At 55.1% G+C, this 23,789-nt stretch carries 21 protein-coding genes and 1 tRNA gene; 4 read left to right on the top strand and 18 right to left on the bottom strand.

What is annotated here, in order from left to right; translation table 11 throughout:
- Window positions 1-13: 13 nt before the first annotated feature.
- Complete coding sequence (locus tag IPK17_RS23110) at window positions 14-1,213, bottom strand: ROK family protein (protein WP_343420059.1); 1,200 nt, start codon at window positions 1,211-1,213, stop codon at window positions 14-16.
- A gap of 151 nt (window positions 1,214-1,364) precedes the next feature.
- Window positions 1,365-2,276: an acetamidase/formamidase family protein gene (locus IPK17_RS23105; protein WP_343420058.1), complete on the bottom strand. Its 912-nt coding sequence runs from the start codon at window positions 2,274-2,276 to the stop codon at window positions 1,365-1,367.
- Between the two features lie 220 nt (window positions 2,277-2,496).
- Here IPK17_RS23105 and IPK17_RS23100 point away from each other — a divergent pair, with 220 nt between their 5' ends.
- Together IPK17_RS23100 and IPK17_RS23095 are read left to right on the top strand one after the other, a co-directional pair.
- The gene (locus tag IPK17_RS23100) at window positions 2,497-3,099 is read left to right on the top strand and encodes a hypothetical protein (protein WP_343420057.1); all 603 of its coding nucleotides are present in this window, start codon (window positions 2,497-2,499) and stop codon (window positions 3,097-3,099) included.
- A 63-nt stretch (window positions 3,100-3,162) separates the two neighbouring features.
- Window positions 3,163-3,235, top strand: a tRNA-Glu gene (locus IPK17_RS23095).
- Here the strand turns inward: IPK17_RS23095 and IPK17_RS40715 are convergent.
- From IPK17_RS40715 to IPK17_RS23085, 3 genes are all read right to left on the bottom strand, one after another.
- Window positions 3,198-4,982 carry a recombinase family protein gene (locus tag IPK17_RS40715; RefSeq protein ID WP_350341660.1) on the bottom strand — a complete coding sequence of 595 codons (1,785 nt, stop codon included), beginning with the start codon at window positions 4,980-4,982 and terminating at the stop codon, window positions 3,198-3,200. The genes IPK17_RS23095 and IPK17_RS40715 overlap by 38 nt on opposite strands.
- 220 nt (window positions 4,983-5,202) lie before the next feature.
- Window positions 5,203-6,183, bottom strand: coding sequence for a hypothetical protein (locus IPK17_RS23090; protein ID WP_343420056.1), 981 nt, complete (start codon window positions 6,181-6,183; stop codon window positions 5,203-5,205).
- A 7-nt stretch (window positions 6,184-6,190) separates the two neighbouring features.
- A complete protein-coding gene (locus IPK17_RS23085) occupies window positions 6,191-7,168 on the bottom strand; it encodes a tyrosine-type recombinase/integrase (protein WP_343420055.1) in 978 nt (325 codons plus the stop codon).
- 629 nt (window positions 7,169-7,797) lie between these two features.
- On the opposite strand from IPK17_RS23085, the gene IPK17_RS23080 reads away from it, so the two are divergent.
- Together IPK17_RS23080 and IPK17_RS23075 are read left to right on the top strand one after the other, a co-directional pair.
- Window positions 7,798-8,763 (top strand): helix-turn-helix domain-containing protein, encoded by a 966-nt coding sequence (locus IPK17_RS23080; RefSeq protein WP_343420054.1) that lies wholly within the window; start codon window positions 7,798-7,800, stop codon window positions 8,761-8,763.
- Between the two features lie 210 nt (window positions 8,764-8,973).
- Complete coding sequence (locus IPK17_RS23075; RefSeq protein ID WP_343420053.1) at window positions 8,974-10,581, top strand: hypothetical protein; 1,608 nt, start codon at window positions 8,974-8,976, stop codon at window positions 10,579-10,581.
- 159 nt (window positions 10,582-10,740) lie between these two features.
- Here IPK17_RS23075 and IPK17_RS23070 read toward each other — a convergent pair whose 3' ends face one another.
- The 13 genes from IPK17_RS23070 to IPK17_RS23010 form a co-directional block, all read right to left on the bottom strand.
- Window positions 10,741-12,231 (bottom strand): AAA family ATPase, encoded by a 1,491-nt coding sequence (locus IPK17_RS23070; protein ID WP_343420052.1) that lies wholly within the window; start codon window positions 12,229-12,231, stop codon window positions 10,741-10,743.
- A gap of 24 nt (window positions 12,232-12,255) precedes the next feature.
- Entirely contained in the window at window positions 12,256-12,762 is a 507-nt protein-coding gene (locus tag IPK17_RS23065) for a winged helix-turn-helix domain-containing protein (RefSeq protein WP_343420051.1), read from the bottom strand.
- Window positions 12,763-13,024: 262 nt separating this feature from the next.
- Window positions 13,025-13,207: a hypothetical protein gene (locus IPK17_RS23060; protein WP_343420050.1), complete on the bottom strand. Its 183-nt coding sequence runs from the start codon at window positions 13,205-13,207 to the stop codon at window positions 13,025-13,027.
- A gap of 96 nt (window positions 13,208-13,303) precedes the next feature.
- Complete coding sequence (locus IPK17_RS23055) at window positions 13,304-13,885, bottom strand: hypothetical protein (protein WP_343420049.1); 582 nt, start codon at window positions 13,883-13,885, stop codon at window positions 13,304-13,306.
- A gap of 17 nt (window positions 13,886-13,902) precedes the next feature.
- Window positions 13,903-14,751: a hypothetical protein gene (locus IPK17_RS23050; protein ID WP_343420048.1), complete on the bottom strand. Its 849-nt coding sequence runs from the start codon at window positions 14,749-14,751 to the stop codon at window positions 13,903-13,905.
- An 883-nt stretch (window positions 14,752-15,634) separates the two neighbouring features.
- Entirely contained in the window at window positions 15,635-16,441 is an 807-nt protein-coding gene (locus IPK17_RS23045) for a DUF4268 domain-containing protein (protein ID WP_343420047.1), read from the bottom strand.
- Window positions 16,438-16,929 (bottom strand): hypothetical protein, encoded by a 492-nt coding sequence (locus IPK17_RS23040; protein ID WP_343420046.1) that lies wholly within the window; start codon window positions 16,927-16,929, stop codon window positions 16,438-16,440. The genes IPK17_RS23045 and IPK17_RS23040 overlap by 4 nt, the downstream gene beginning before the upstream one ends.
- An 87-nt stretch (window positions 16,930-17,016) precedes the next feature.
- On the bottom strand, window positions 17,017-17,370 hold the full coding sequence (locus IPK17_RS23035; RefSeq protein WP_343420045.1) for a hypothetical protein: 354 nt from the start codon (window positions 17,368-17,370) through the stop codon (window positions 17,017-17,019).
- A gap of 25 nt (window positions 17,371-17,395) precedes the next feature.
- Window positions 17,396-18,787 carry a DUF499 family protein gene (locus tag IPK17_RS23030; RefSeq protein WP_343420044.1) on the bottom strand — a complete coding sequence of 464 codons (1,392 nt, stop codon included), beginning with the start codon at window positions 18,785-18,787 and terminating at the stop codon, window positions 17,396-17,398.
- Window positions 18,745-20,280 (bottom strand): DUF499 family protein, encoded by a 1,536-nt coding sequence (locus tag IPK17_RS23025; protein ID WP_343420043.1) that lies wholly within the window; start codon window positions 20,278-20,280, stop codon window positions 18,745-18,747. Before IPK17_RS23025 ends, IPK17_RS23030 begins: the two co-directional genes overlap by 43 nt.
- 15 nt (window positions 20,281-20,295) lie before the next feature.
- Window positions 20,296-21,489, bottom strand: coding sequence for a TIR domain-containing protein (locus tag IPK17_RS23020; RefSeq protein ID WP_343420042.1), 1,194 nt, complete (start codon window positions 21,487-21,489; stop codon window positions 20,296-20,298).
- A gap of 237 nt (window positions 21,490-21,726) precedes the next feature.
- Complete coding sequence (locus tag IPK17_RS23015; protein ID WP_343420041.1) at window positions 21,727-22,881, bottom strand: TIR domain-containing protein; 1,155 nt, start codon at window positions 22,879-22,881, stop codon at window positions 21,727-21,729.
- A gap of 6 nt (window positions 22,882-22,887) precedes the next feature.
- A complete protein-coding gene (locus tag IPK17_RS23010) occupies window positions 22,888-23,610 on the bottom strand; it encodes a hypothetical protein (RefSeq protein ID WP_343420040.1) in 723 nt (240 codons plus the stop codon).
- Window positions 23,611-23,789 lie beyond the last annotated feature (179 nt).

Here is a 23,789-nt window from a genome sequence, read left to right as displayed (position 1 = left end):
GTCAAATGAAGAACTATACCGCGATCCCGGCTTCTATAAGCGGTGACTCGAACAGTTTTCCCATCACAAGACTCGCCGATCCTCGGGCCCATGCGTGGTCATCTGTCGCCTCGACAATCACCTGTACGTCATCCATCAACCCGTTAAAAGTGTGCGCCTGCAGGGCATCGAGCATTGGCGCGATCCGGTAATCACCGGCAATCACCCCTTCCCCGCTCACGATGATCAGCGACGGGCACAGCAGGTTGACAATCGTCGAGATGCCAATCCCCAGAATTTCGCCAGAACGCCTCAGGGCAGCTCGAGCCAATGCATCGCCCCCATCGGCTAACGCGATGACGTCTTCCAGTGTGCGCGGCGCGTCTTGCGCCGAACGCGAGTGCCGCACATACGCTATCACTGCCGGATCAGCGGCGAACGCCTCCAGACAGCCGCGCTTTCCGCACGAACACATCGGGCCAGCCGCATCAAACGTGATATGCCCCAGCTCGCCCATCCCGCCCTTCGCACCCTGATATAGCTGGTGTTTGAGCACCATCCCCATGCCAATGCCGCGCCCAACGGTCACGACCACGAAATTCTCGATATGCCGCCCTGCCCCGAAAAGCTGTTCGCTCAGGGTGAGGGTGTTCACGTCATTTTCGATATACACCGGGAGATGCAGGCGCACACGCATCAGTTCGGCGAGCGGCAGATCGCGCCATCCAAGATATGGCGAGTAATGGACGACACCCGTTTGCGGGTACGTCACGCCGGCGACGCCTACGCCTACGCCGAGCAGCTTCCGTCGATCCACTCCCGATGCGCTTACTGTCGTCTCGACCGCCTCGGTCAACGCCGTGACAATCGTAACCGGATCATGGTCGTCAGGCATCGGCAGGTCTTGGTACCGCAGCACCTTCGATTCAAGATCCGTCAAGGCACATACGATGCGATGTTCCATCAGCTTCAAGCCGATGGCGCAGCCCGCGTCCGGGTTGAGACGCAGCAGTGTCTGCCGACGCCCACCGGTGTAGTCCCCTTCCCCACCCTCCAACAGCCAGGCTTCCCGAATCAGCTCTTGCGTGATCTGGGATACCGCGCCGACACTCAGTCGCGAAATCTCAGTGAGCTGGGTGCGCGACAGCGCGCCATGCCGCCGAACCGTGTTGAGAATCAGGTTGCGGTTGATCGCTTTGATGAGGTCTTTGTTACCACGTACAAAAGTGCTCACAGAAAGATTTTTCACTCAATGAAATAAGCTGTCTCCACTTTATACCGATTCGGCGGCGCTGTCAACCAATTTCTTGGAATCGGCCGCCTCTTCAGCCTGTAGGGGTGCACGACAGTGCGCCCCTACCTTCGCACTCTACCGGATACCGCCCTCAGGTTTCAAACAATCGCTTGGGGAGCTTGCACACCATCGTGTAAGCGGGATCAAACATATTGCCGAGGTCATACTCTACCCCGTACCCGATTAGCACATTCGCCTCAACGAGCGAATAGCCATAGCGCTGCTGCAGCCATGCGAGCATTTCCGTGGTCGCATGCTGCATCGCCTGATCCAGCGGGCGCGCATTGCCAACCGTGAAGATGTAATCCTTGTTCTCCCCGCGCGGCCACCTGGACCGCACGCCTTTCAGCACATCGACCGTGAATTTCACTTCAAACGAGGTTTCGATCCCCGTACCACAGACTTCCCCATCCCCCTGCGCCGCGTGACCATCACCGAGGTGAAAGAGCGCGCCGGGAGCAAACACCGGGAAATATACAGTCGTCCCGGCGACAAAGCCGTTGTAATCCATGTTCCCACCGTGTTCAGCCGATGTCGCCGTCGAAATCGCTTGCCCATCCATCGCCGCAACACCAAAACACCCCAGCATCGGGTTGAGCGACAGCGTGAAATGGCCGAGTTTTCCGAGGGGATCCCGCAGTGACGCCGTTCCCCGTTCACGCTCCAACACCCAGTGCAGGATCTCATTCTGCTCCGGCAAGCTCGCCACCTCATCCGGATTGACAACGTTTGTTGCTAGGCGCGGACGTCCCCATCCAGTCGCGCGGCTGGGCGCGAGATGATCAAGATACACGACGAGCGTATCTCCGACTTCTGCCCCATCAATGTAGAACGGGCCAGTCATTGGATTCCCACCCTCAGTGGCCTTCTGCTCCGACGCGTCGAGTCCCCATGCATCAACCGTCGTGGTGATGACGGAGTCCCCCGGTGCGATGTGGAGCACTGGCGCATGCGAACCCATCGTGCGGTGGTATATTGTCGGCGTGAAGTGATGAATGGTCATGGTTCCCTCTCGTCAATCTCAAATCAATCAACCCGCTGCGTGTTGATACTAACTTTTCGTCGGTAGGCTTGCCACAGAGTCCGCCATCTGGCCAGCTACGCCGAATTAACTAGAAGTGCTTGGCTTGCACCGCGACTATAATCAGGTTGGTGCACTCCCTACCTGTCACCGATTCGCGTCGGCTCGGCAGCTTGATCCAACGTTATATAGAAGGTAGTCCATGCGTAAACTTCGCCTCATTCGTATCCTTATCGGCAGCTTGCTCTGGCTCACCGTGGTGCGCCTCTCCGCTCAGCCACTTGCTCCACCTATCATTGAGCAGTGTGCCGCGCTCTTGGCCAGCGACCGCCCCATGCCCGACGGCGCTGATGCCCCCACCATCCGCATCGTCGCGCCGCGCGACGGCGAGATCATTTACGGAACTGAGGTGGCCATCACCGTTGAGATTCAGAATTTCGCGGTCGAGCTCGGCACGGGGCACTGGCATCTTTGGCTCAACGGTCAGCTGCGCGGCATGCTCTATCAAACGTCCGGCATAGTTGACTTGCGTCCGGGAAGTTATCAACTGTGCGCCAGCCTAGGTGACCCTAACCACATGGATCTGGGTATGCCAGATGGTATCACTTTCACCGTGCAGGAACCTTCTGCCGGAACACCCGTTGCCACCTTAACCGTTCCCCGGGAGGCGGCCCCCGTCATTGATGAACCCGGCGGTCTGACACCAGTCCACCTGGTGCTCATCCTTGGGCTGGGTCTGGTGGCTATTGCCCTCGGCGCTTGGTTAGGATCGCGCTTTCCTAAGCGGCGCAGTCCAAAACGCTGATCAGCGCGCCGCGTAAGTGATGCTTGATTTTTGAGGTTAGATTTGCTACGATGAGAATTGTTCGTCCCATTCGTCTAGTGGCCTAGGACGTGTCCCTCTCAAGGACAAAACACGGATTCGAATTCCGTATGGGGCATATCATTCCGCTGCCCTTGATGCGTGTCAAGGGCAGTTTTGTTTTCCCCTCTCCTACTTGCTTCCTCACCATAGAGCTCTGCACGTAGGCAGAGAAAGGTCTTAGCCCACGGGCGTAGCTCGAAACTCACAATGCGTTGGGTATCAAGGTCATAAACGATGTGATCGAACAGTGTTCGCGCAAAATCCTTCCTCTGTTCGGGGTTTCCCTTGTCCCACAAGTTGCGCATGTTCTGAATGAACTCAACACACATCGTTAGTTCAAATCTGACCTGATCTAGTTGGAACGTCCGCTGTTCCCATTCCACGATATCACGCTCGATTTTCGCTTTGCGTTCAAGATACTCTTCGCGCTCTATTTCACCCTCGCGATATTCCTCGGTTACAGCCCGTATCTTCCGCTGGCATTTCATGAGAGCAGCCTTCTTCTGTGCTTCAAACTCATGTGCTGACTCATCTCCCTGCTTTGTGTCTGAGTACTGTCCCGCAAGAGCAAGTAGATGGGGCATGATTTCGCTACTAACCGAGAGCAACTTCAAGATGCGGCCAATATCATTCTCGATAATGGTGGCGGTGACAGTGCGGTTGGTACAGCCGCACTTAACGCCTGATCTGTGCTTATAGCGGATCGTTCCATCCTTCTCAGTACGACCAGAAAGTGCAGTACGCAACTTTTCCTCTCCACTCTCACGTACACGCTGCTCACAGTGGGAACAATATGTGATATTGCTGAGAGCATAAGGATATGAACCACGCTTGACTTTGTCATCCGACGGTTCAATCGCCCTCTCAAGCTGCATCAGGGCAACTCGCTTGAGAAGCGAAACATCGAATACGGCGCGATCCTCTTTGAATGGGAATGCATCGATATCAGCTGGAATTAGGTAGCCCGGATGATCTTTTGCACTCCTATCGCGGACTACACCGCCATAGGCCGGCCAACCAGCAACTATTCGGCGCATGTCATCACCAGTAAAAGGACGGGGTTCACCTGTGCGCGCTCGATAGGCCCAGCCCTCCTCATTAATTGCGTAGGAAAGCTTCTCCATCCCGTACTTGCCGGTAATGTACAGGGACAGTATACGGTGAGTGGCATCATAGTAGCCACGCCATACAGCATCTCGCACGGGACAGACCTGCGCAGTACCTACTGCGAACTCACCATTTGGAAGCAACCATACTCCGTCATGAGTTGGTTTCAGAAAACCGTTTTCACCGCGTTTTGTGCCAAACGGAGGCATTCCGATACTGATTCCACGCTTCTGGCGGTACTGCACGCTATCCTTTGCTCGTTGGGCGATATCGTTGGCATATGCCTCGTCCTGCATAGCGATAACCGTAAGCATCATTTTGCCCATTGTGGTTGAAGTGTCGATCTCTCGCCCTGGAGCCGCCTGAACAAGTCGAACGCCAAGTTTTTCGACCCGATCCACCAATTCTCCAATGCGCCAAGTTCTACGGTGCATTCTAGAGAGGTCATTCGCGACGAGCGCGGCTACATCTGGATCACGAAGCCGCTTTTCGAGAAGAAGCCACATTGGGCGATTAGCAACTTCCCGGCCCGACTTATGTCCTTCGGCGTCGACAAACCATTCCGGCGTCCACCCATTCTTTTGACATACTTCAAGGATGTTGGCACGCTGTCGATCGGGACTTGCCTTGTCATCTTCCCCACGCGTTAACGATTGCCTGACATAGCACAGCGCAACTGTGCGTGGAACGAGTGTCGTCTTTCGTTGCAAAGCCATTTGAAACCTATGCTCCTCGTATAGCACTCCTGGAACGTGAAGAAATTAGGCTATTCAGCAATCGCAGAACGCTTATGCCGCATACGGTGGGTGTGAGAGATGTATTTGGGGCGCCGACCTATACCTTGCCATGTCACAAATTCTCCACAGCCACACTGGCACGGATAGCTTTCGCTGACGGGTGTCCATCCGATCTGAGAATAGTGGAGCGTGCCATTTTTCAGCCCGGACTCGTTTCGCTGCTCACTTGAAAAGGGGTAGTGGTCGACACTACCTCTGGAGTGTTGTTTTCCTTTGCAAATGATTTAGCTTGCTTCTCAGCGACACGAGCAAGAATGTACTGAACAGCAACAGAGTCCAACATATCCTCCGTATTGATAGCACCTGCCACTTGCTTTGACTGCATGTTAGCGATGATTTCGACACACCGGACAGCGACATAGCGTGAGAGACCCTGCGCCGCCAACACAGCCGCAGCAGCAAAGAGCAAACCGCCTAACCAAGTCATCATCTGCCCCAGACTGCTTTGGGTGGCGACATTGACGAGAGCCTGCAACCATGTTCCTTCGGCCTGCTCGATTACGCTTCTCATCGAACCGGCGAGAGCCAGTGCGAGAATCGAAAACGTCACAAGCCTTAGAAGTTGCTTGTAGCGTTGCGCCGGGGAGTTAGTCCGCGCGTTCCAGTTACGCCCAATACCGAGCCAGTAGGCAAACTGTTGAAGCCAAGTTCTCAGACTGAACTTCGTGCTCGTCTCAACGCTGAACCCAGCGCGGTTCTCAATGTACTCGATGGTGAACTCCAGCGTGAGGTTCAGAAGGACCAGCGCGGTAGCAGCAAATGATGCGAGCGAAGCGTCAGTCTCAAAGAGCGTGATGCCATGCACGACGCGTTGCTGCTCGACAATGAGCAGGAGAACGAGTACGGTTGGCACACCAAAGGCGATAATGAGCGTCTGCGTGAGCGTCAGAATGACCTCGCCTACCCCAATTAGCGCTTCGAGGAAACGAGGATAGACACGATTGAACGTATCAACCCACTGATTTGTGTCTGTCTGGCGCTGTTCGCGAATCAACTGCAACCGCTTCTGCTCGGCGACCTGCGCCCTTGCAATTGCATCGCGGTCGGCAGCCGTCAGTCGAATGCCGTTTTTAGCAGCATAATCTTCAGCGGCAGCTAGGGAGGTTATGACTTGGTTCATTCTTGGGCTATCCCCCACCACTCGTCTTACCATTCTCAGTTTCGCTTAGCTTCAACCACTTGTGATACTCAATTTCCCATCTGTCCAATGTACCTGCTTCAATACCATCCTTTACTGTAGAGACATCCAAAGTATAGAGGCTGGGAACCCTTGTATCTGCCGCTGAGTCTGGCTGCTCGCCGATGTATTCAAAGACGGCTTTTGGACCAACACCCAAATAATTCTGTATCCGATTTAGGGTTACTCCACGCTCATAGAGTTGTCGGGCATATGTACGTCGCAGCACCATTGGCGTGATTACCGTGTATTTGCCATCGACCACAATGGGATAATTGCCTACCAAAAGCTCAATACTTCTAATCGACAAAGGGGAACGACGGACATTCGTAGTCGTTTTATTAAAAGCTCGAAAGAGGGGGCCATCAGTGATATGAGCCTCTTCTAGCCAGTGCTCTACGAGCGCAAGCATCCATTCCATGTGGCCATATGGAACATAGCGAGGTTTGCCTGAAGCACTTGTTGAAGCAACATATAGTGATACGCCTTCCTCCGAGATATATCTCAAATCACTCACTTTGAGCCTATTGACTTCATTTGCTCGCACGCCCGTTACGAGCATAAGTGCAATAACCGCCGTATCCCTTATACCCACAAAGGTATTGAGACCCGGTTGCCTAATTAGGTCGTTAGCTTGTGCTTGGGTGAGTCTTGGATTGACTGAAACCTTTGGCTCGGCTTCGATGTATAAAGCATCATCAAAAATCGCAGTCCTAATAGAATATATGATTTCGAGCAAGACTTGTTTGGCTACATCCTCCTGGAGTACTTCTGAAAGGCGTGCCTCTAGTTCGCTTTTGAAGTCAGGCGAGTCGAGGAGACGATAGTATCTCATCCGCACCGTTGCGAGATGGCTCTTTCGACTCATGGGTGACAAAGAAGTGTGCTGATACAGGGCGGCTTTATATGCAATCAGATCTGGATACAACCATGAACGTTGCTGACTCTGAAGCCAACGACAGTAAGTGGTCAATCTATTCCAGATATCTTTGTTAGCCCGATCTCGTGAGTCAATTCCACGTAAGAACATGTCGGTGTTTTTGCTGAGACTATCCAGGATCTTTTGCCTCAATTTTCTCTTCGCTTTCTTTACAATAGACGCAGTTATGGTATAATTTTGGATGGAGATCAGTATGAGCTTCTCTCCATCACGTTCCTTATTTTACCGAAAAACAGCAGATCCGTCAATTACTTAGGGAACTGTAACTGGCGAGAACTATCGAACATATGTACTCAATGGGAATGGCAAACATGAATGGATTGGACCAAGTGTCAGTTACCCAGGTCGAGTTCGTACTACCGGATGAGGAACAATTTGAGAAGTTTGCGTCCTTGGTCTGCGGGGAACTGGCACCAATCTTCGGCCAAGCATTCGCCGACCCAGAAGTTACCGTGGACTTGCCGAGATCTTGAAAGTATCGGCAAGTATCGGAGCTAAGGTACTGGCAGATCTTGCCCAAGAGAAACCGAGCTCAACCGTCCGAAGTGTCCGTATAAATCCTGTAATTCCTTACATTCCAGCACTGATACACGTTTTCAAGAGAGGATGAATCACCAATGCCTATCCTGACCCCCCACTGGGACATAATGAAGCGAAACGGCTTGTTCCGCAAAGAAGAAGGCGCGGGCAGCACGCTCCGCTTTGATGTGCTGATGAGCCTACTTGGGCGCGCGAACATTCGCCTGCGGTGCTGGCCGTCCGTGGAAACCCTAATCAACGACTTGGCGGTGAACGATAAAACCGCCGTCGCTGCTGCCCTCAAATGGCTTGCCGACCACGGCGCGATTTACAACGTGCCGAAGGATAAGCGCGTCGGCAAGGAGAAGTGGCTCCTCCCGCAGAAGTATGTGTTCCAACTCACGGGCGTCGTCAAGATCGGTGATGAGGTGATGGAATACATTCTCATGCAGGAGGGTGAGCGCGAGGCGATGATCGACGAGCTGACAGAACTCGGCGCGGAATATGCCGTCGAACTCTACGGTTTGCTCGAACCCAAGCCCGAACCCGACCCTGAAGGCGAGGATGGGGTTGGTAGGGAAACCAGACCGACCTTAGAAGGGGTTGGTAGGGAATCCCTACCAAGTTCGTCGGGAATCCCTACCGAGTTGGTAGGGATTCCTAACCCCAAAGCTCTACCAGATAGCTCTACCATAAAAGCTGTAGCCCCTCCCGCTGCGCAGTCGGGGGGCCAGCCAACTTCTTCTACTGCTGGTACGAGCCGATTCCGGGGAAAAGTCGATCCCCCGACCGCTAACGGTTCAAAGCCGCAGTTGAACGAACAACTACTCGCTAACCACCTCTCGGCTGTGACCGGAAAGAGCCTCAACAAAGACCAGCGCGCCCGCCTCGCCAAACCTGTAGTTATTGTCGCCGATGGTATGAAGCGCGAATATCGCTCGCCGGAAGTTATGTACACCGATGAAAACGGTTTTTCGCAGTTCGTGGAACACCGTCTCAGCGTGTACAAGCAGAAAGGCGAGACGGATCTGAAGATCATCATCGGGGACATCTGCAACTACTGAGCGCGGCGGCGAGAAAGGCAATCCGGGCTGGCTGGCATGGAAGAAGACGCGGCCTGAGTTCAATGCCCCGCCCGCAGGCTCGGCAACGCCGCTGCACGAGAAGAAGCAGCACGAGAATCTGCCGCAGGTAATCGAGGTTAACACCGAGCCAGCGCGCACGATGTTCGATGATGACGACATTCCTGAAGCCGTGATCGGTGCGAAATAACGATGGCGAAGCAGAAGAACCCGTTTTACCAGCCGCAGCAAGTGCCGACCGATGAGGCGGTGCGCAGCGGCTTTCACTCGCTCATTGCCAACCTGATCACCCTGCCCCAGCAGGATGATCAGGGCAACGAGATTATCCCTGAGTTCTGGGATCGTTCGATTGAGATGAAGCACATTCCAGTCGAAAAGTTCCCGTGGGATATGGACTTTGAGGCGAAGGTCATGGCGCTCATCTACCAGCACTCGGTGAATGACATTCCGCCGACCGTGCCGAACCTCAAATCCGGGCTGCATGTCCAGTACAACATGCCCGTTGAGGAGATCGAGCATAAGCTGACGCCGATTATCGAGCAGCGCACGGTATTCCCCGATGTGACCGGCCTCTCGTACTGGCTGTATCAGAGCATCATGGCGTCGAATTTCGACGTGGCGCTCGACGAGGCGCGCGGCATCCTCCGCAATCCCTACGGCACGATCCAAGAGCGCCAGAACCAAGCCTTCCAACACATCACCGAGGCTGTGGAGTTCGAGGACGACCTCAGCGAGATGGAATACGCCGAGGCGCTTGAGGACTTGATTTCAGGCCGCATGGTCAAGACCTATGAAACCGTGCGGGCTGGCGGCTGGGCTGGCCCGTCGCTCAAGTTCCGGGGCTTCACGGACATTCTGGCGCATGACGGGACGATCATCTCACGGGGTGCTGTGCCGTTCCTCCGGTGGGGCAACACATCCCTTGTCACCGCCAAGACCGGGCGCGGCAAGACTCTGTTTGGCGGTTACTGGGCGGAATACAATGCCTGGGTGGGCGGGTATGATGTGCTGTATTTGCACACCGAGACGCCGACCCACCAGATCATGCAGCGTTCGGTGGCACGCCACTTACTCTACCCGAAGGATCTGCTGGAGTCCGGGCAGATCGACCCCCGCGACCCGGATAACCCGCACGCCAAAAAGCTGCGCAAGTTCATTGGCTGGTCGAAGTCCAAGAAGAAGAAGCTCGAAGGCAAGGAATATGACGGCGGCGAACTGCTGTACAAGCACATCGCCGGCTGGAATGTATTCCGTATCGCCAACTTCATCGCCACCTTCGCCCGTCGAGCGGCGGCGCGCGGCACGAAAGGCGTGTTGGTGATCGTGGACTACTACAACAACATCCCCGCGCACTCGCAGGGCAACACCGCCGATCAGCTCGGACAGATCGCCCTCACCCTCCGCAACGCCATCATGCGCGAAAACGCGAAGGTGATGCGGGCGACGGATGGCGCGGGTGGCGTTCATGCCATTGTATTCGCGCAGGAGGCTACGCAGGGTGATACGCCCTACGGCTCCACGCAAATCCTCCAGTACAGCCAGCTTCACATCAGCATCGAGCGCGAGGAGGCGACCCTAGATCTTCCAGTGACTGGAAATGGGGCGAAACAGGAAAACGACGCCATCGGTCAACCCCGATTCTTCCACCAGACAGGTGACTACAGCGGCAGGACGAAGCTGCGTATCCTGAAAGCGAACGAGGACAAGCGCCGAACCATTGAGGTGATGGTCGAGAACGCCATGAGTCGCATCTACGATGTTGACAGGAACGGGAATCCGCTCATAGACGCCATGTTCTAACTTCAAAACATAGAACTGACGGGGAATGTATCGCTTTCTGTAGACATTCCCCGTAACGGAACGGAAAGGTCATCATTCGTTCAGTCCGCGCTCCCACACTCTGTGAATTGAAAACCGTTTTCCAGAGATCTTTTCCGTAGTCCAAGCTCGGAAAGAGTTCTACCTATTGACTTCCTGTGGTTTCGGCAATGCGCCGATGACAATCGCATGATGCCGTGCCCGTGACAAACCAACATAAATGAGCGAGTCTCCGACCTCTTCGCGCCTCTGGTCCAGCTCGGTAAGAATGACAACGGCGCTCTCTAGACCTTTGTAGCGGTAGATCGTGCAGACGCGGATCGCATCGCGCATTTCGGTATCCATGTCCCACGTCAGCACGAAGTTGCCGAGCTGATCGTTCTCTTTCCAGCCGCTGCGTTTGTCGGCCGCGGGCGTCAGCACAATGATCTCCGACGGCTTAATTCCTTCCTCGTTGACCAGTCGGTGCAGCACGCGCTGAAGCTCACGCCGCGCCGCCGGTCGATCTGCCGCGGGAATGAGCTCGCCTGGGCGACCTTCAGGGCCGTTGCACACCGTCTCCTCAACATCGCGCATGTACGGCGACAGCGCCGCATGGATATGCTGTGTGTTGCGGCAGTTCTCGTCGAGGAGAAACGGTTCGCCCTCCATGGGGATGCTGCTGATTTGCGTGAAGATACGCTGGTTATCGTCGAAAAACACGTAAAACACGCCATTGTTGGAATCGACGAGGAAATCGGGCAGCGCGACCCACCACGTATCCCCGAAGTCCTGCGCTTCGTCCACGATGATCGCGTCGAAGAGGCGGTGCTGCTGACCCGAGTCCGGCGAACGGATGATGCTCACCGCATCCAGCAGCAGATCCGGGGCGTCGTTGACGAAATCGTTCCATGAATCGTAGGCTGCCCGTTTGATCCCCGCCCAATGGGTCGCGTTACCAACGAACTGGTGATACGTCGCCACCATGATCCGCTCGTGCTTGAGGTTTGCGCCGACCCAATCCGACAGTTCGCGATTGAAGCACAGGAACAGCACGCGGAAACCGCCCTCGGCGAGCTGCGTCGCCTTCTCCATCGCCAGCATCGTCTTGCCCGTGCCCGCGCCGCCGATAATCGCTGCCCGTTTATGATGCTTCAACTGGCGCAGAATGCGGAACTGATTATGCGTTAGTTCCTCAATCTTGCGGCGTTCCCGCTCGAAGATTTCGGCGACACGGGGCTGAAGTTTGCGTGTGGGCACGAGCAGTTCCACCAGTGCCTTGACTGCTGCTGCCCCACCCATACGCTGATTTGCGCCATCAGCTCGCGGCTGCCAATAGGCGAAAATCTCGCGGATGCGCCGCTCCACATCGTCGACATGGCGGATGTCGAGGAAAATCGCTTCCGGGCAATCCGGGCGAATATCGCGTTCCACCTGTGAATCCGGCAGGGCGATGGCGGGGAACAACGCGAACGACACATTCCGCGTCCGGGGATCGCTCTGCAACCAGTCGCGCAGCGCCCGACGGTTGCGATCCGCCTGCTGGCACGGGTCTTTGATCTCCACGGCCTTCCCGAAATAGTTGACCGTCGTCCACACCTGCTGATTCCCGCGCTGCTCCATCGAGATCACGCCGCCCTTGACCTCCAGCACCAGCACACTGAGCTGTGGGTGCGATCAGAAATCGACCTCACCTACCGTACCTTTATCCGACTTCGAAAACCACTTGACGCTGTGCAGCACCGTGAATTCATCCGGCAGCTTTTCGAAGGCGGCATAGAGCGCCAGTTCGGCATCGCTCGTTGTGTCATCTGACCCTGCGCCGCGCAGCACTTTGCCGCGATAGAAGCTCTGCAAGTAGCCGACGGTGAGCGGTTGTACCCCGTGATGTCCCTGCCGCCCTAATTCACGCACGCCCAGCGACGTGATGTGAAACGTGTCCTGTAGACTGTCTGTGGGATGCTGCGTTTTGGCGACAAAGCCCGCCCGCACAAAATGCGCGTCGCACCACGCTACCCGGTTGATGATCGTGAAATGGCTGCCACTCATCTGGTTGAGATCCGCCTCGCCCAGGTTGAAGTGCTTGCCGAGCCGGAACAGCATCTGCGAGCGTGTGTACGCTTGACCATCGCTGAGGATGTTCAGAAACGGGAGCAGGAAATCATTTTGAGCTGGAACAGCCATCGTTACACCTCAAAAACTCAAAGCGGACATTTATGGACTTGCTGTCAATCGCGCCGGCGCATTAGCACAACGCCAGCGACGATGAGAATGATCCGAGAACCACGATAACTGGGTCTGGAGTAATGGTGATCCCGGCACCCGGAGCGCCAGCGGGGCGAATGCCGAGGAAAGCGGCGAGAAACAACGCGCCGATGCCGGCCACAATCGCTTCGATGCCACTGCCAAAACGGCGACGATTGCGGGCACGGTTCTCAGCGCGGAATTAGCGTTCCGCTTCGTGACTGATGGGCGGCGGGGCGGGATACGCGGGAGCGATCTGATTGAGCTTGGCGAGCCACTGCTTGGCGGCGGGGTCGGTGGGCAGGGTTTCGAGGACAGCGCGCGCGGCGGCATACTGCTTCTCTTGAATGAGTTCGCGGGCGGCTTGCAGCTTGGTTTGCGACATTCTGGCTTCAGTCTCCTTCGTCATGCGGATCAGTCATGTGACATGCGCGCTCAAGGCTGCGCACTTAAATCCAAGAAAACGGTTTTCCGGCATGCTTCATGCCAGCCCATCAATCAACTGATCGATGATGCGCTTCAGCTCGTCATAGGCGACGCAGTTACCGCAAATCGCCCGCACACCGGGCAAGCCGATGCTCGTCGTGCTGGGCGTGATCCGCGTTTCAAGGTGTCGGGTGGTGGTGACGTAGAAGCCCCACTTACTGAGATCCAGCACATCTCGCGTGGGATCAGTCGAATCGACTGGGAACACCGTGAAAACATACAGGTGAGCGTGACGCCGCCGCTCCCGGTTGTTGACATTGGTGCGCGCGTCCCAGCATTCATGCGGACCAACGCGGAAGCGCAGATCTGACAACTTTGCGCCCGGTTGATGCCACGACTGCACGTAAGCCGAAGATTTCACTTCGATGTTGCAACTGCGATACACCACATCCGCACAGTCCCACTCCATGCGCGGACTCTCCAGCGTGCCGAGCAGCGCCTTGGCTACTAAGAACTCAGCAAGAATGCCGCGATTGCGGTTATTGAGCAGATCTGACATGGCCCACTGCCAGAACTCGCCCACGGTGCTGATATCCGCGATGGGGTCATCGGGACGACAAAATCGCGGGATCGACATAGATATAACTATTCCTCCTAAGGCACGAAAGTTAAGCTGCTGATATAGATTGTGGCCGCGAGTGCATCTTCCACGTCCTGACCTTTGTCTGATAGCAACCGGAAGGCGAGCCCGACAGCCGATCCCTCGTCGCGCGGAACGAACAGAATATTTACCATGCGTAAGTAGCCCAGATCCTGAATACTGTACTCATCGCGCAAGGCGAAGAGATCATCGAAGAATTCTGCCGTGTAGCGATTTGAATCAGTGACCTCACGCCACTGAATGAGCGACCATTGATTCGTCGGAACAACCTGACCGAAACCGAGGTAAGCTGTACCGTACTCTGGCAGTACCAGATAAGGATTCACGCTGATATTGGTCGACTCACTGCTCTCAATGTAGATAGTCGCCAGCAGCGCATTCATGTCGATGTCGCGCTCGTAGTTGCGCAGCACACGCTGAAGACGCGCTGTGAGTCTCGGTGAACTGTAGCCAGAGGCATCCTCAGTTGATCGCAGCTCAACCGGGTAGTGCACAAATCGTCCGCTGATACCGCCCCTTGTCGCATCGACTAACGATGGGCGCTGCGTTTGATCGCTATTTCCCGGTATCCACCCGAAGTCGCTACCATCCGTGTCGTCGCTTACGAGATCGACAGTCAAGTAGGTTGACAAGTCGTCTACACGCGGCACGGATAGCCGAGGTGTGACAAACGCCACCACCGCGAAAATGACAGTTCCGACAATGAGCAAGACTTTCCACAGCGTTACCTGACGCTGCATAAGCTTGCTCTTCTGAAAGAACAACACAATGACTGCCCAGACGAATGATCCTAGCAAACTCGCTGGCAGCGATTTGAGGAGTTCTTCGATATACAAGTTCATGGTGTTCCCTTTCGTGGGGGATAAAAAATGGATTTATAGTATGAATTTGCCGATGCTACTCCATTTATTTCCTGCCAGCTGACATCTGGCGACGAGCTGGCCCGACTACCTTGGTACAACTTCTTCTCGTTTTGTTCTTCACTAAACCAAGTCAGACACAATCAACCTGTATGTGACTTGTCGATCCCCTTCCTGGGTGGCGGGCGAGACGTGAAGAACACACCAGCGATGATGCAACCAACGCCGGCAAGAATCAGTTCAATCCCGATTCCAATCCAGCGGAGACGCTGCACACGGGCTGATTCCCTCTCGAAACGGTCTGCGTTCCCCTGCATGACGTTTCCCTTTCACATTATCAACTCCAGCTACTGCGCCGCAGGTCTGGCTCACGCTATCACTTGTTCCGGAGCGTGACAAAATACTTGTCTGCGTCGGCAAAACACATCACGCGCCGACCAGAGACGCTAGAAAAGCGGATGAGCACCGCGTCGCGGAAAACACGTATACCAGTGGTTTACAAGCAAGCCTCCATCTGCCCTGCGACCGACTGATCCGAGTGCGCATACGAGATGAAGACGTAAAGGCTGGGGACAGGTCTTGGTAGCTCAAGCGGTGGTAAGTTTGGATTATCAGACAGTGAAGGCATGGCATTACTCCGGCACCTAAATCTAGACCGAAACAGGTCCTACATCACCCGGAATCTGCACTGATTTGCGGGATCAGTTGGCCTTAGTTACCAACACACTACTTCGACTAGATCCTATCGCAACGCCGCAATCCGTGGACGAAGCGTTCTATCAAAACGGATCATCATATCGATCATCAAGTCTTGCAGGCCTTCCCGACTCACGGTCTCGCGAACTGCCATGTCCTTTGATCAGCTTCACAATACGACTGGTACGCTTGTTATCCAGTCGGCGCCACTCAAAACATCGCCGAACTCAGCTTCTATCTCATCTTTATGAGCATACAAACGGTCAAACACGGCTTTGTTCTTGTCGTAGTCTCCCACATCGATTACTAGATCAATTCCCGCGCCATCCTTCAGAATGAGGTAGTTGAACTCTATTCCGCTTCTACCGGATCCAGTTCCTAGCCAATGATCGTGACTTGGCGTCTTGTTCGAGAAAAGATGAGTTCTGGTACGGCTCCGTTCCAGTAAGGTAGTCCAAAATTCCAATCGCAGGTGATGACGATCGGCAAGTTCCTTTTTCGTTTCCCCAATTTCACGGGTCTGCTCATCAGGCGCAACCAATACAGTGAACAAAGGTGCAAATGGTGAGTCACCGATTCGCACTGCTTCAATGCGCACAAGGTAAAAGGCAAAGTCTGTACCCGTAGATTCATTGAGCCAGTCAACCACCCGCTGATGTTCAGGCCGCGGTTCAGTTGTGATCCAGATTGCGGTCTTAGCTTCCAGATTGACCAAATAGGTCAGCAGTTTTCCCAAGTGATCATGATCGCTGCGCTCAAGTTGATTTTCGACAATTACAGGATCTCCATCACTGTCTTCGCAAAGCAGATCGACATTAAAGGACCCAACTGCTTTCTCTCGCGCCACAACAGTGAGCTGCATATTCAGTCGCTGCGCCAATGCATCGATGTTAGTCTCTAGCCATACGGTGAAGTTGTGGGCTTCATGACGAAAGGCTTCACGTATCTGGACAACTTCAAGTTTGCCAATATTCATTGATATCCCTCAATACAAAGTAATGCATCTATCTGCTTCTTCAATTCGCCGAAGGGAAGTGGTTGACAGAGCCGATTCAGGCCGGCAAGCCCGATGGACTTTTGCGCACCATACTGCGTGTCCAGAGTAGTTGTAAGCACAGGATAGAACCGCCACGCCTCGACATCTAGCACATCCACGCCGCCCTGATCTAGCTCAGCATACAAGCAGAAAACATAACAGTCTGCTGCTCTGACGCCGGAAGCGGCGTAGGTGTTTGTCAGTGCATCCCAAGCAAACTTCGGCGCAATATCAAAGCGGATTGTTGAAGGTCTCGCTTGCTGCCAGCTCTGCAAGTATCCAGATGCTTTGACCTCTATACGCTTGCCCCTGTAAAGCAGATCGTACCCATCCCACTCAATACGCGGCCGTTCAATTGCCTGAAGCGCTGTACCAACAAGATACTCTGCAAAGATCGCCCGGTTACCGTTACTCAGTAGATCAGACATTGCCCAACACCAAAAGTCACCGAGCGTTGCGACGTCGCCGATGGTTCTCACTCGGATGGCGGAACTTAGGGGTGTTCATAGATAAAGTCACTCCAAACGAGTCTGTGCATCAACATCCGCTTCATCGAGTGGTTCTTCGACTGCGTTTCGTAACCAAACTGGATCAAACTGTGTATTTGACTCGGCGACGATCTCAATTTGCATAGTAACGCGATCAGATTTATCCATCAGGTTCTGGACTGCGCGAATGACCTTGAAAACTTTCGCCTTGTCTGCGCGGGCGATCAAGCGGAACCGCTTCTTTGATTCTGTGATCGGTGGTTCGATGATTGGTGGCCAAAGCTGCGGATCGGGTTGAACGGGCATCGAGTCATCTGCACCCTCGTCTGGTATGACAACTGGCGGAACATAGGTGACTTCGCGGGCAACTTCTGCGATCAACAACACCCCACTGTCAAGGTCAATCTCATCGCTCCGTAAAGAGCGCCCGATGTAGATACTCTCGATTTGGAAAATGAAAACCATTTTCTGAGAGCTGCCACACTGAGCTATAGCCGAATTTCTCATCTTGCACGCCGCGTTGAATAGCGTTCGTCACCGCATCTGCAGTACTGAGGCGCGTGAACCCGAAGAATGAGAAGAACCAATTAGCAACATCCGCCGTCTTGATGACTTGCGCCTCGTTCAGCCCCGTAAGTGCGATGAGTTTGTCGGGCGTAACGCTGTCGAACAGATGCTTACCGTCTCTCAGTGCTCCCATCACGCGATCGTGAAGCAGTGTCTCATTGCGGCTTTGCAACTCGATGAAGCGCCATGAGTACATCGTCTGTTCGGGAATGGGCAGTGCGATGCGGTCATACAGGCTGAGCATCCCGCGTTCTAGCCGTTCCCGCGCGGTCGTGTGCCGTGCTTTCAACTCTTGCTGATCGACGTTGTAATTTCTGATTTGGCGTGTGAGGGCTTCAACCGCCATGAGTTCACGTGCAGCGTTCAGGCTGTTGTCGCGGGCCATATAACCGGGAATGGCAAACACAAGGCTATTCTTGTGGTCACGCCGCGAACTTCCTGCATATTCGAGCCACTGGGTGAGCTTATCGTGTAGGCCGGCCTCGTCCAAGCCTCCATCCCATTCAAACGGCAGATACACAACTTGCAGCATGGGTACATGGTCGTTGACCATGCCGGAGTGTTCCGGCCAAATGACCGCACCGCGCGCTCCCGCGAGCGCCGATTCGAGCATCTTGCGGACGCGCCCTTCTACCTCGCTGCCTTCGAGTTTGCGAATCTCCTCGTCAATGAGCTTATTGAGGTTTGGCTGAATGTCAAAGCGATACCGTTTGCCCGTGTAGTGCAAATGCAACGTTTCGCTGCGGAGGTCATTAAGCGCCGTCGTGAGAATCATGCGATCCAATCCGGGGACAGTCGCTGCCTGAATCAAATCACTCTCAAGGACACCGCGATCTTCACCTTCTCGCGAGCCAAATGAGTACAGCATCGCAGCCGTTGCCAGTCGTGTACCGACTCGGAAACGCTGCAGGGCCGGGCTATCCGACGCAATGCGCCGATCAACGCGCGCCGCCCGTGCGCCTGACCCAATCAAGTCCGCGTTGAGCACGGAGGAGTAGTTTTCACGTTCGCCAACCTGCGTGAAGAAGGCGTTACGCGCGTTGTCCCCATCTAGCGGCACGTCGCCTGCACCGATCAACGGCTGCAAATCGCGACCGCGATCCCACAAGTCATACACGACGCTAGCGAGGAATTGGAGCGCGCCACGGGTACGCTGATAGCTGGCCAACGTGCCCCAGCGGTGATACATCAAATCGAGCAAATCTGGGTGAAACGGGTAGCTTTCGAGCACACGCTCAGCAAAGCGTTCAGCATCTGCGCGATCTGGTGCTGATCGTCGTGCGATAGACCACCTGCTGACTGACGCGCCTTACGGAACGACTCGGCGTAAGCGGACGCGACCTGGCGTACCGCGGTTTCATCGCCCAGCGACTTGAATAAGCGTCGCTGCACCACCCGCATGACCTCAGCGCCGCTGACGGGTTCGCGCTTTGCATCCACCCGCGACACCAGATGATCGAGCGTTGTGAGCAGGCTCTCCGCGCCGAGTCCTTCGCGAACACTCGCCTGCAGTGAGTAGACGAGCGCTGCGTTGCGCGACCCCGACACTGCTTCAGTCAAGCTTTTGAGGAAGATCATCAACTGGCGACCCAGTGTGCTCTCGCCAACCGTCACCGTTTGTGCCGCTTCGACGTGATTCAGCACCTCGTCCAGCAGGATGAGAGCAGGTTTGCGCAGACCGCGCAGCAGTTGCGTGAGCGTCTCGCCACCGGGAGCAGTCAGGTTGCGATCATAGTTCCGCAGCACCGCGTACCCTTGTGCCCCACCCAGTTGATACGCGATTTCACCCCACAGCGTGTGGATTTGCAGTCCGTCATCGGTAACTCGCCCCTCGCGGACACCGAATTTCTCGCACTGCACCGCCGCAACCGCGCACTCACCCGGATCGGGCAGATCCGGCAGCAAATCAACGATCTTGGCGCGATTTTTGGTGACGTGGTACAGCCCAATGAGCGTATGCGTCTTGCCACCGCCGAAGGGCGTCCGCAGTTGCAGCACGCGATCCCCGGCTCCACCGTTCAGCACTTTGAGCACATCGTTGAGCAGCGCGCGCAGCGAGTTGGTCAGGTACGTTTGGCGGAAGAATTGGTCCGCCTCGCGGTAAACCGCGGGCGTATGTTGATCAGCCCGCGCCACGCCCCACAGATCAGCCGCGTAGGTGTCCATCTGAAGATTGCCGCCGAGGATGTCGTCATGCGGGATGACGCCGTTTTCCTTCCACGAACGCAGACCACCCGTCGCAACCGCCTCGACCTTCGGCTCGGCCTTCTGGATCAAGCCGATTTCCAGCAGCAGCACCCGCATCTGCGAATAGAACAGGTTCGCCTCGTCCTCATCCACGATCTGGTCATCGCGTCCATGCGTTGCTTCGTTGCGAAAATCGCGAAAGAGCCGCGGATCGAACGCTTTAAAGTGCGGGAAACTCCGATTGAACAGCCGTTCCGCTTCCTCGATCACCTTGTTCTCGTAGAAGAATTTCCCTTTGCCGCCGAGCGACAAGCCGGCGAAGCCCTTTTCCCGAGCCGCCCGATCCCCGGTGCGCCCATATTCCTGTTCGCGTTGGAGTAAAAGCTGCTGCTGCGCCAGCGACAGGTTTTGTTTGACGCCCTCATAGAAGTCGAGATAGATATTTTCGAGGATGTTGCCGAGCACCACGACCGCCAAGTTATATTGCCCACGGTCAATGAGCGACCGTGCATCCCGCAATTTTGCTTGATAATCCATTTGGTTCTGTTCCCGTCACTTCTTCATCGGACGATTATTGAGCCTGTAGCTGTGATCGCCTTCGCGCAGAATGTACTCCCAACCTTGATCATGTTCGGCGATCCGGTCCCGCACGGCTTGCGCGACGCTGTCTAAAACCTGATCGTTCACCCACTCTTTTTCAGTCTCCGGCCACACGAATTCCGCAATTTCATCGCGTGTGCAGAGCGATCCATACTCGTTGTACAGGAGTTGCAAAAATCGGAACTGCGCCACGGTGAGCGGCGGCTTGAGGTCCACGCCGTTGATCGTCACCGTGTGGGTCGCGGCAAAGACTTTCACCACCGGGTCATGAACGACCGGAACCGTCCACCCGCGCCCACCGTTTGTTCCTTCTCCGTCGGTATCGTCGATCTTGCGCGGCGGTGGCACCGGCGCAGCCCCGAGTTCAAACTGAATAGTCACCCCGGGGATGTCAATTCGATATCCCGGTTTCAAGCTGTGCCGATACCCCGGACGCACGTTACTCCCGTTGACCGCTGTCCCGTTACGACTGCCGAGATCTTCGACGAAATAAGCCCCTTCCATCGTCGAAATCCGGATATGCGAACGCGAAACCTGCGAATTCCGCACGATGATGATGTCGCAGTCCGGTCCGCGCCCGATGATCAGCGGTGTTCGACTAATCGCGACGCGTGTACGACGTGAATCGTCCTGAAACACCAGTACCGGAACCGTTCCCGCCGCCGATCCCGGCGTCACGACGGTGATCTGGCGGTCGATGACCAGCGGTTGGTGGTGCTGCTCACCCGCTGGCTGAATCACCGTATCGTCGAGGCCGCCGGTTTGCTTGCCGTGACGCGGTAGCTCTGCCAGCAGGTGAACGAACGCGCGGTTGTAGCTATCCTGAAACCGCTTGCGCTGAAACCGCCGGAGGCGAAATGGGATTTCGCAGTCAGCCAGTTCGACTGGGATCAGCACTTTCTTCTCTTCAATCGCGTAGCTGATCTCATCCAGAACATTGTGTGAGCTGACCGCGTTCGGTGACAGCACAGCCAGCACATGGGTACACTGTCTAAGGGCGTTTTCGATAGCGACATCCCAACGCTGGCCGAGCGTAATGTCGAACTGATCCAGCCAGATCGGAACTGCGTGCTGTTTGAGCTCCGTCGTTAAGCGCAGTACGAACTCAGCATCTTTTCGGGAATAACTGACAAATACGAGACCCATCGGTTGAACCGAACCCTTTTCGTCAATAAACCAGCTCTGTAACCGCTTATCTAGTGCTGACCACTGGTCGACCATCTTTGACTGGGCTTACGCGCATCATTTTGGCGCTGGCTCCTTGGCCGCCGCGTCCGTATCAAGCACGAAGTTTTCGCGGATCCTACCACTAAGTAATCTCACGTTATCCTTGGTCACTGCACAAGGGCGTTTCTCTGCGCTTCCCGATATATTCCACGATGCTCACTCCTCAAGTGACATCGTGAACACGTAACCTTCGCCATAACCGCTGAATTCTGTAATATAGCGCCAGTCGGGATCAAGTTCAGAGAGTCGATCTTGGAGGCGCCGAACAAGATTATCCAGTCTTGCGGGATTCATCTTTCCATCCCCCCAATCCGCTGCCAACAGTTCTGCTCGACTGCATACGCCGCCAGGCGCGTTGTACAGCATTTCAAGTAGCATATATTGCTGTGGGCTCAGTTTCGCCTCGACTGCTTTTCCATTGACAATAAGCATACTTTTATCATCCAGCAGTTGTAGACGATCGCTGAAGGTCGTCTTGTTGGAAGCGCCGGAGATATCATTCAGCGGCATCGGAAATGTCGATGCTGGGCCGAAGAATTGCAGACGAACTTTGCCACCGACATTTAGATAATCACGATCGGCCAACTTGCGCTTTCCTTCAAAGGCAAGCCGTTGAGCGACGTTCCATTTCGGCTCGAGGTCTTCGAGGTAATAATTATCGCCATCAAAGGTAATGCGAAGATGGAACCGGGAGATTTCACGTGCTTTGAGGCGAATATCACACTCTGTTCCACGACCGATGAGGATGACATTCTTCCGCAGTTCATACAGATTCGAGCCATCTTTCGCGTCGTACATATACAGAGCGGCCGTATCATCGGGAAGCTGGACTTCATCGAGATTCCACAACGGTAAATTCTTAGCGGGTTTGGCTTCTACCATCTCGGCGCTTGGAACGAGTGGCGCATCTAGGGTTCGCAGATCTTCGGAAAAGCTCTGCTGCAAATGCTTTATCAGTTTTTCGCATGCAGCACTATAACCTTCCCTGAAATCCGTATATTGCAGCCGACGCAGACGAAACGGCACTTTGGTATCCGCAATCAGAATAGGAATGATCGACTTCCCCTCATCAATGGCGTAGTTCACTTCATCATGCACATTCTGAGAATCCATCGACGCTGGCGAGATGACGACCAACATATGTGAGGCTCTTTCGAGCGCACGTTCCACCTCCACATCCCACCGTTGTCCGGGTTTGATATTCAGGATATCGAGCCAGATGGGAACCTCCCGTGCGCTCAAATCCTGAGCAAGTTGAGTTACAAACGCCCGATCACTATGTGAGTAACTGACAAATACTAATGTCATCATCTCTTCTCATCGTAGGGCACTACACCATCTTCCCTCATCGACCACGCGCCGCCATGACGCCAGCAGCGAATCAATTGCGCGCTGTTCCGCCGTGCGTTCGTCGCGCACCGCGCCGGGTGTTGGTTCAGCGGCGAGCGCCCGCCCCGCCAGCGTTTGCGCCGACAAGCGCAGCAGATACTTATCCGGCATCGACTCCGCCAGCAGATCGCTGATGCCGCTGTTATCGTTCTCCGCCAGCCACAGCAGCCGGTGCAGCACGTCGATCAGCGCGGCTTTCGGCTTCTCCGCCGACGGCAAACCGAGCCGTTCGTCGTCACCCCGTTCGCGGTAATCGCGCAGGCGAACTTTGCTCCCCTTCTTCTCGACCAACCCCGACCGCCCGCGCACCAGCGACTCTGCGCCCGTGTCCAGTTCGATCCCGGTCGCCCGCGCCAGCGTGTTCACCTCGTCGAAATCGACCCACGCTTCGCCGTAGTAGCCGCGCCCCATGATGTAGAACTGCGTCGCCTTATCCGCCTTGACCGCCTCGCCGAGCAGCACGCGCACAACTTCCGCCTGCACTTCGTCCAGATACGCCGCCGCCGCCAGTTCTTCGCCGTTGGGCAGTTCGACGCGAGCATAGCGCGTGTACGGTGCGAGCCCCGCCCCCACCGCCGCGATATTCAAATCCGCCCCGGTGATGCCTTTTTCAAGGAACAACCTAACACGCTCACGAACTATCTTCTTCATTTCCGGCTCTACATCTTGGATGTATCTACCAGACTTCGCCTCGTTTTCGCGTTTGCGTGCAGCGAGAAAGAACGATGATGCAAGAGCAGCTGTATCCATGGCAACAACCCGGGATGGTCTTTCAGTATCAATAGGCCAAGCCTCTATAACCGTAAAACCTGCTCTTCTCAGAGAGTCGA

This window comes from Candidatus Flexifilum breve, assembly GCF_016713355.1.
This window is presented reverse-complemented; position numbering and strand designations above follow the sequence as displayed.

Bases quoted from the DNA above. Each gene is read 5' to 3' on its own strand.
- IPK17_RS23080 (WP_343420054.1), top strand. From the start codon at position 7,798: ATGCCTATCCTGACCCCCCACTGGGACATAATGAAGCGAAACGGCTTG.
- IPK17_RS23010 (WP_343420040.1), bottom strand. From the start codon at position 23,610: ATGAAGAAGATAGTTCGTGAGCGTGTTAGGTTGTTCCTTGAAAAAGGC.
- IPK17_RS23025 (WP_343420043.1), bottom strand. From the start codon at position 20,280: ATGGATTATCAAGCAAAATTGCGGGATGCACGGTCGCTCATTGACCGT.
- IPK17_RS23100 (WP_343420057.1), top strand. From the start codon at position 2,497: ATGCGTAAACTTCGCCTCATTCGTATCCTTATCGGCAGCTTGCTCTGG.
- IPK17_RS23090 (WP_343420056.1), bottom strand. From the start codon at position 6,183: ATGAACCAAGTCATAACCTCCCTAGCTGCCGCTGAAGATTATGCTGCT.
- IPK17_RS23050 (WP_343420048.1), bottom strand. From the start codon at position 14,751: ATGAACTTGTATATCGAAGAACTCCTCAAATCGCTGCCAGCGAGTTTG.
- IPK17_RS23040 (WP_343420046.1), bottom strand. From the start codon at position 16,929: ATGTCTGATCTACTGAGTAACGGTAACCGGGCGATCTTTGCAGAGTAT.
- IPK17_RS23015 (WP_343420041.1), bottom strand. From the start codon at position 22,881: ATGATGACATTAGTATTTGTCAGTTACTCACATAGTGATCGGGCGTTT.
- IPK17_RS23105 (WP_343420058.1), bottom strand. From the start codon at position 2,276: ATGACCATTCATCACTTCACGCCGACAATATACCACCGCACGATGGGT.
- IPK17_RS23020 (WP_343420042.1), bottom strand. From the start codon at position 21,489: ATGGGTCTCGTATTTGTCAGTTATTCCCGAAAAGATGCTGAGTTCGTA.
- IPK17_RS23045 (WP_343420047.1), bottom strand. From the start codon at position 16,441: ATGAATATTGGCAAACTTGAAGTTGTCCAGATACGTGAAGCCTTTCGT.
- IPK17_RS23055 (WP_343420049.1), bottom strand. From the start codon at position 13,885: ATGTCGATCCCGCGATTTTGTCGTCCCGATGACCCCATCGCGGATATC.
- IPK17_RS23060 (WP_343420050.1), bottom strand. From the start codon at position 13,207: ATGTCGCAAACCAAGCTGCAAGCCGCCCGCGAACTCATTCAAGAGAAG.
- IPK17_RS40715 (WP_350341660.1), bottom strand. From the start codon at position 4,982: ATGGCTTTGCAACGAAAGACGACACTCGTTCCACGCACAGTTGCGCTG.
- IPK17_RS23075 (WP_343420053.1), top strand. From the start codon at position 8,974: ATGGCGAAGCAGAAGAACCCGTTTTACCAGCCGCAGCAAGTGCCGACC.
- IPK17_RS23065 (WP_343420051.1), bottom strand. From the start codon at position 12,762: ATGGCTGTTCCAGCTCAAAATGATTTCCTGCTCCCGTTTCTGAACATC.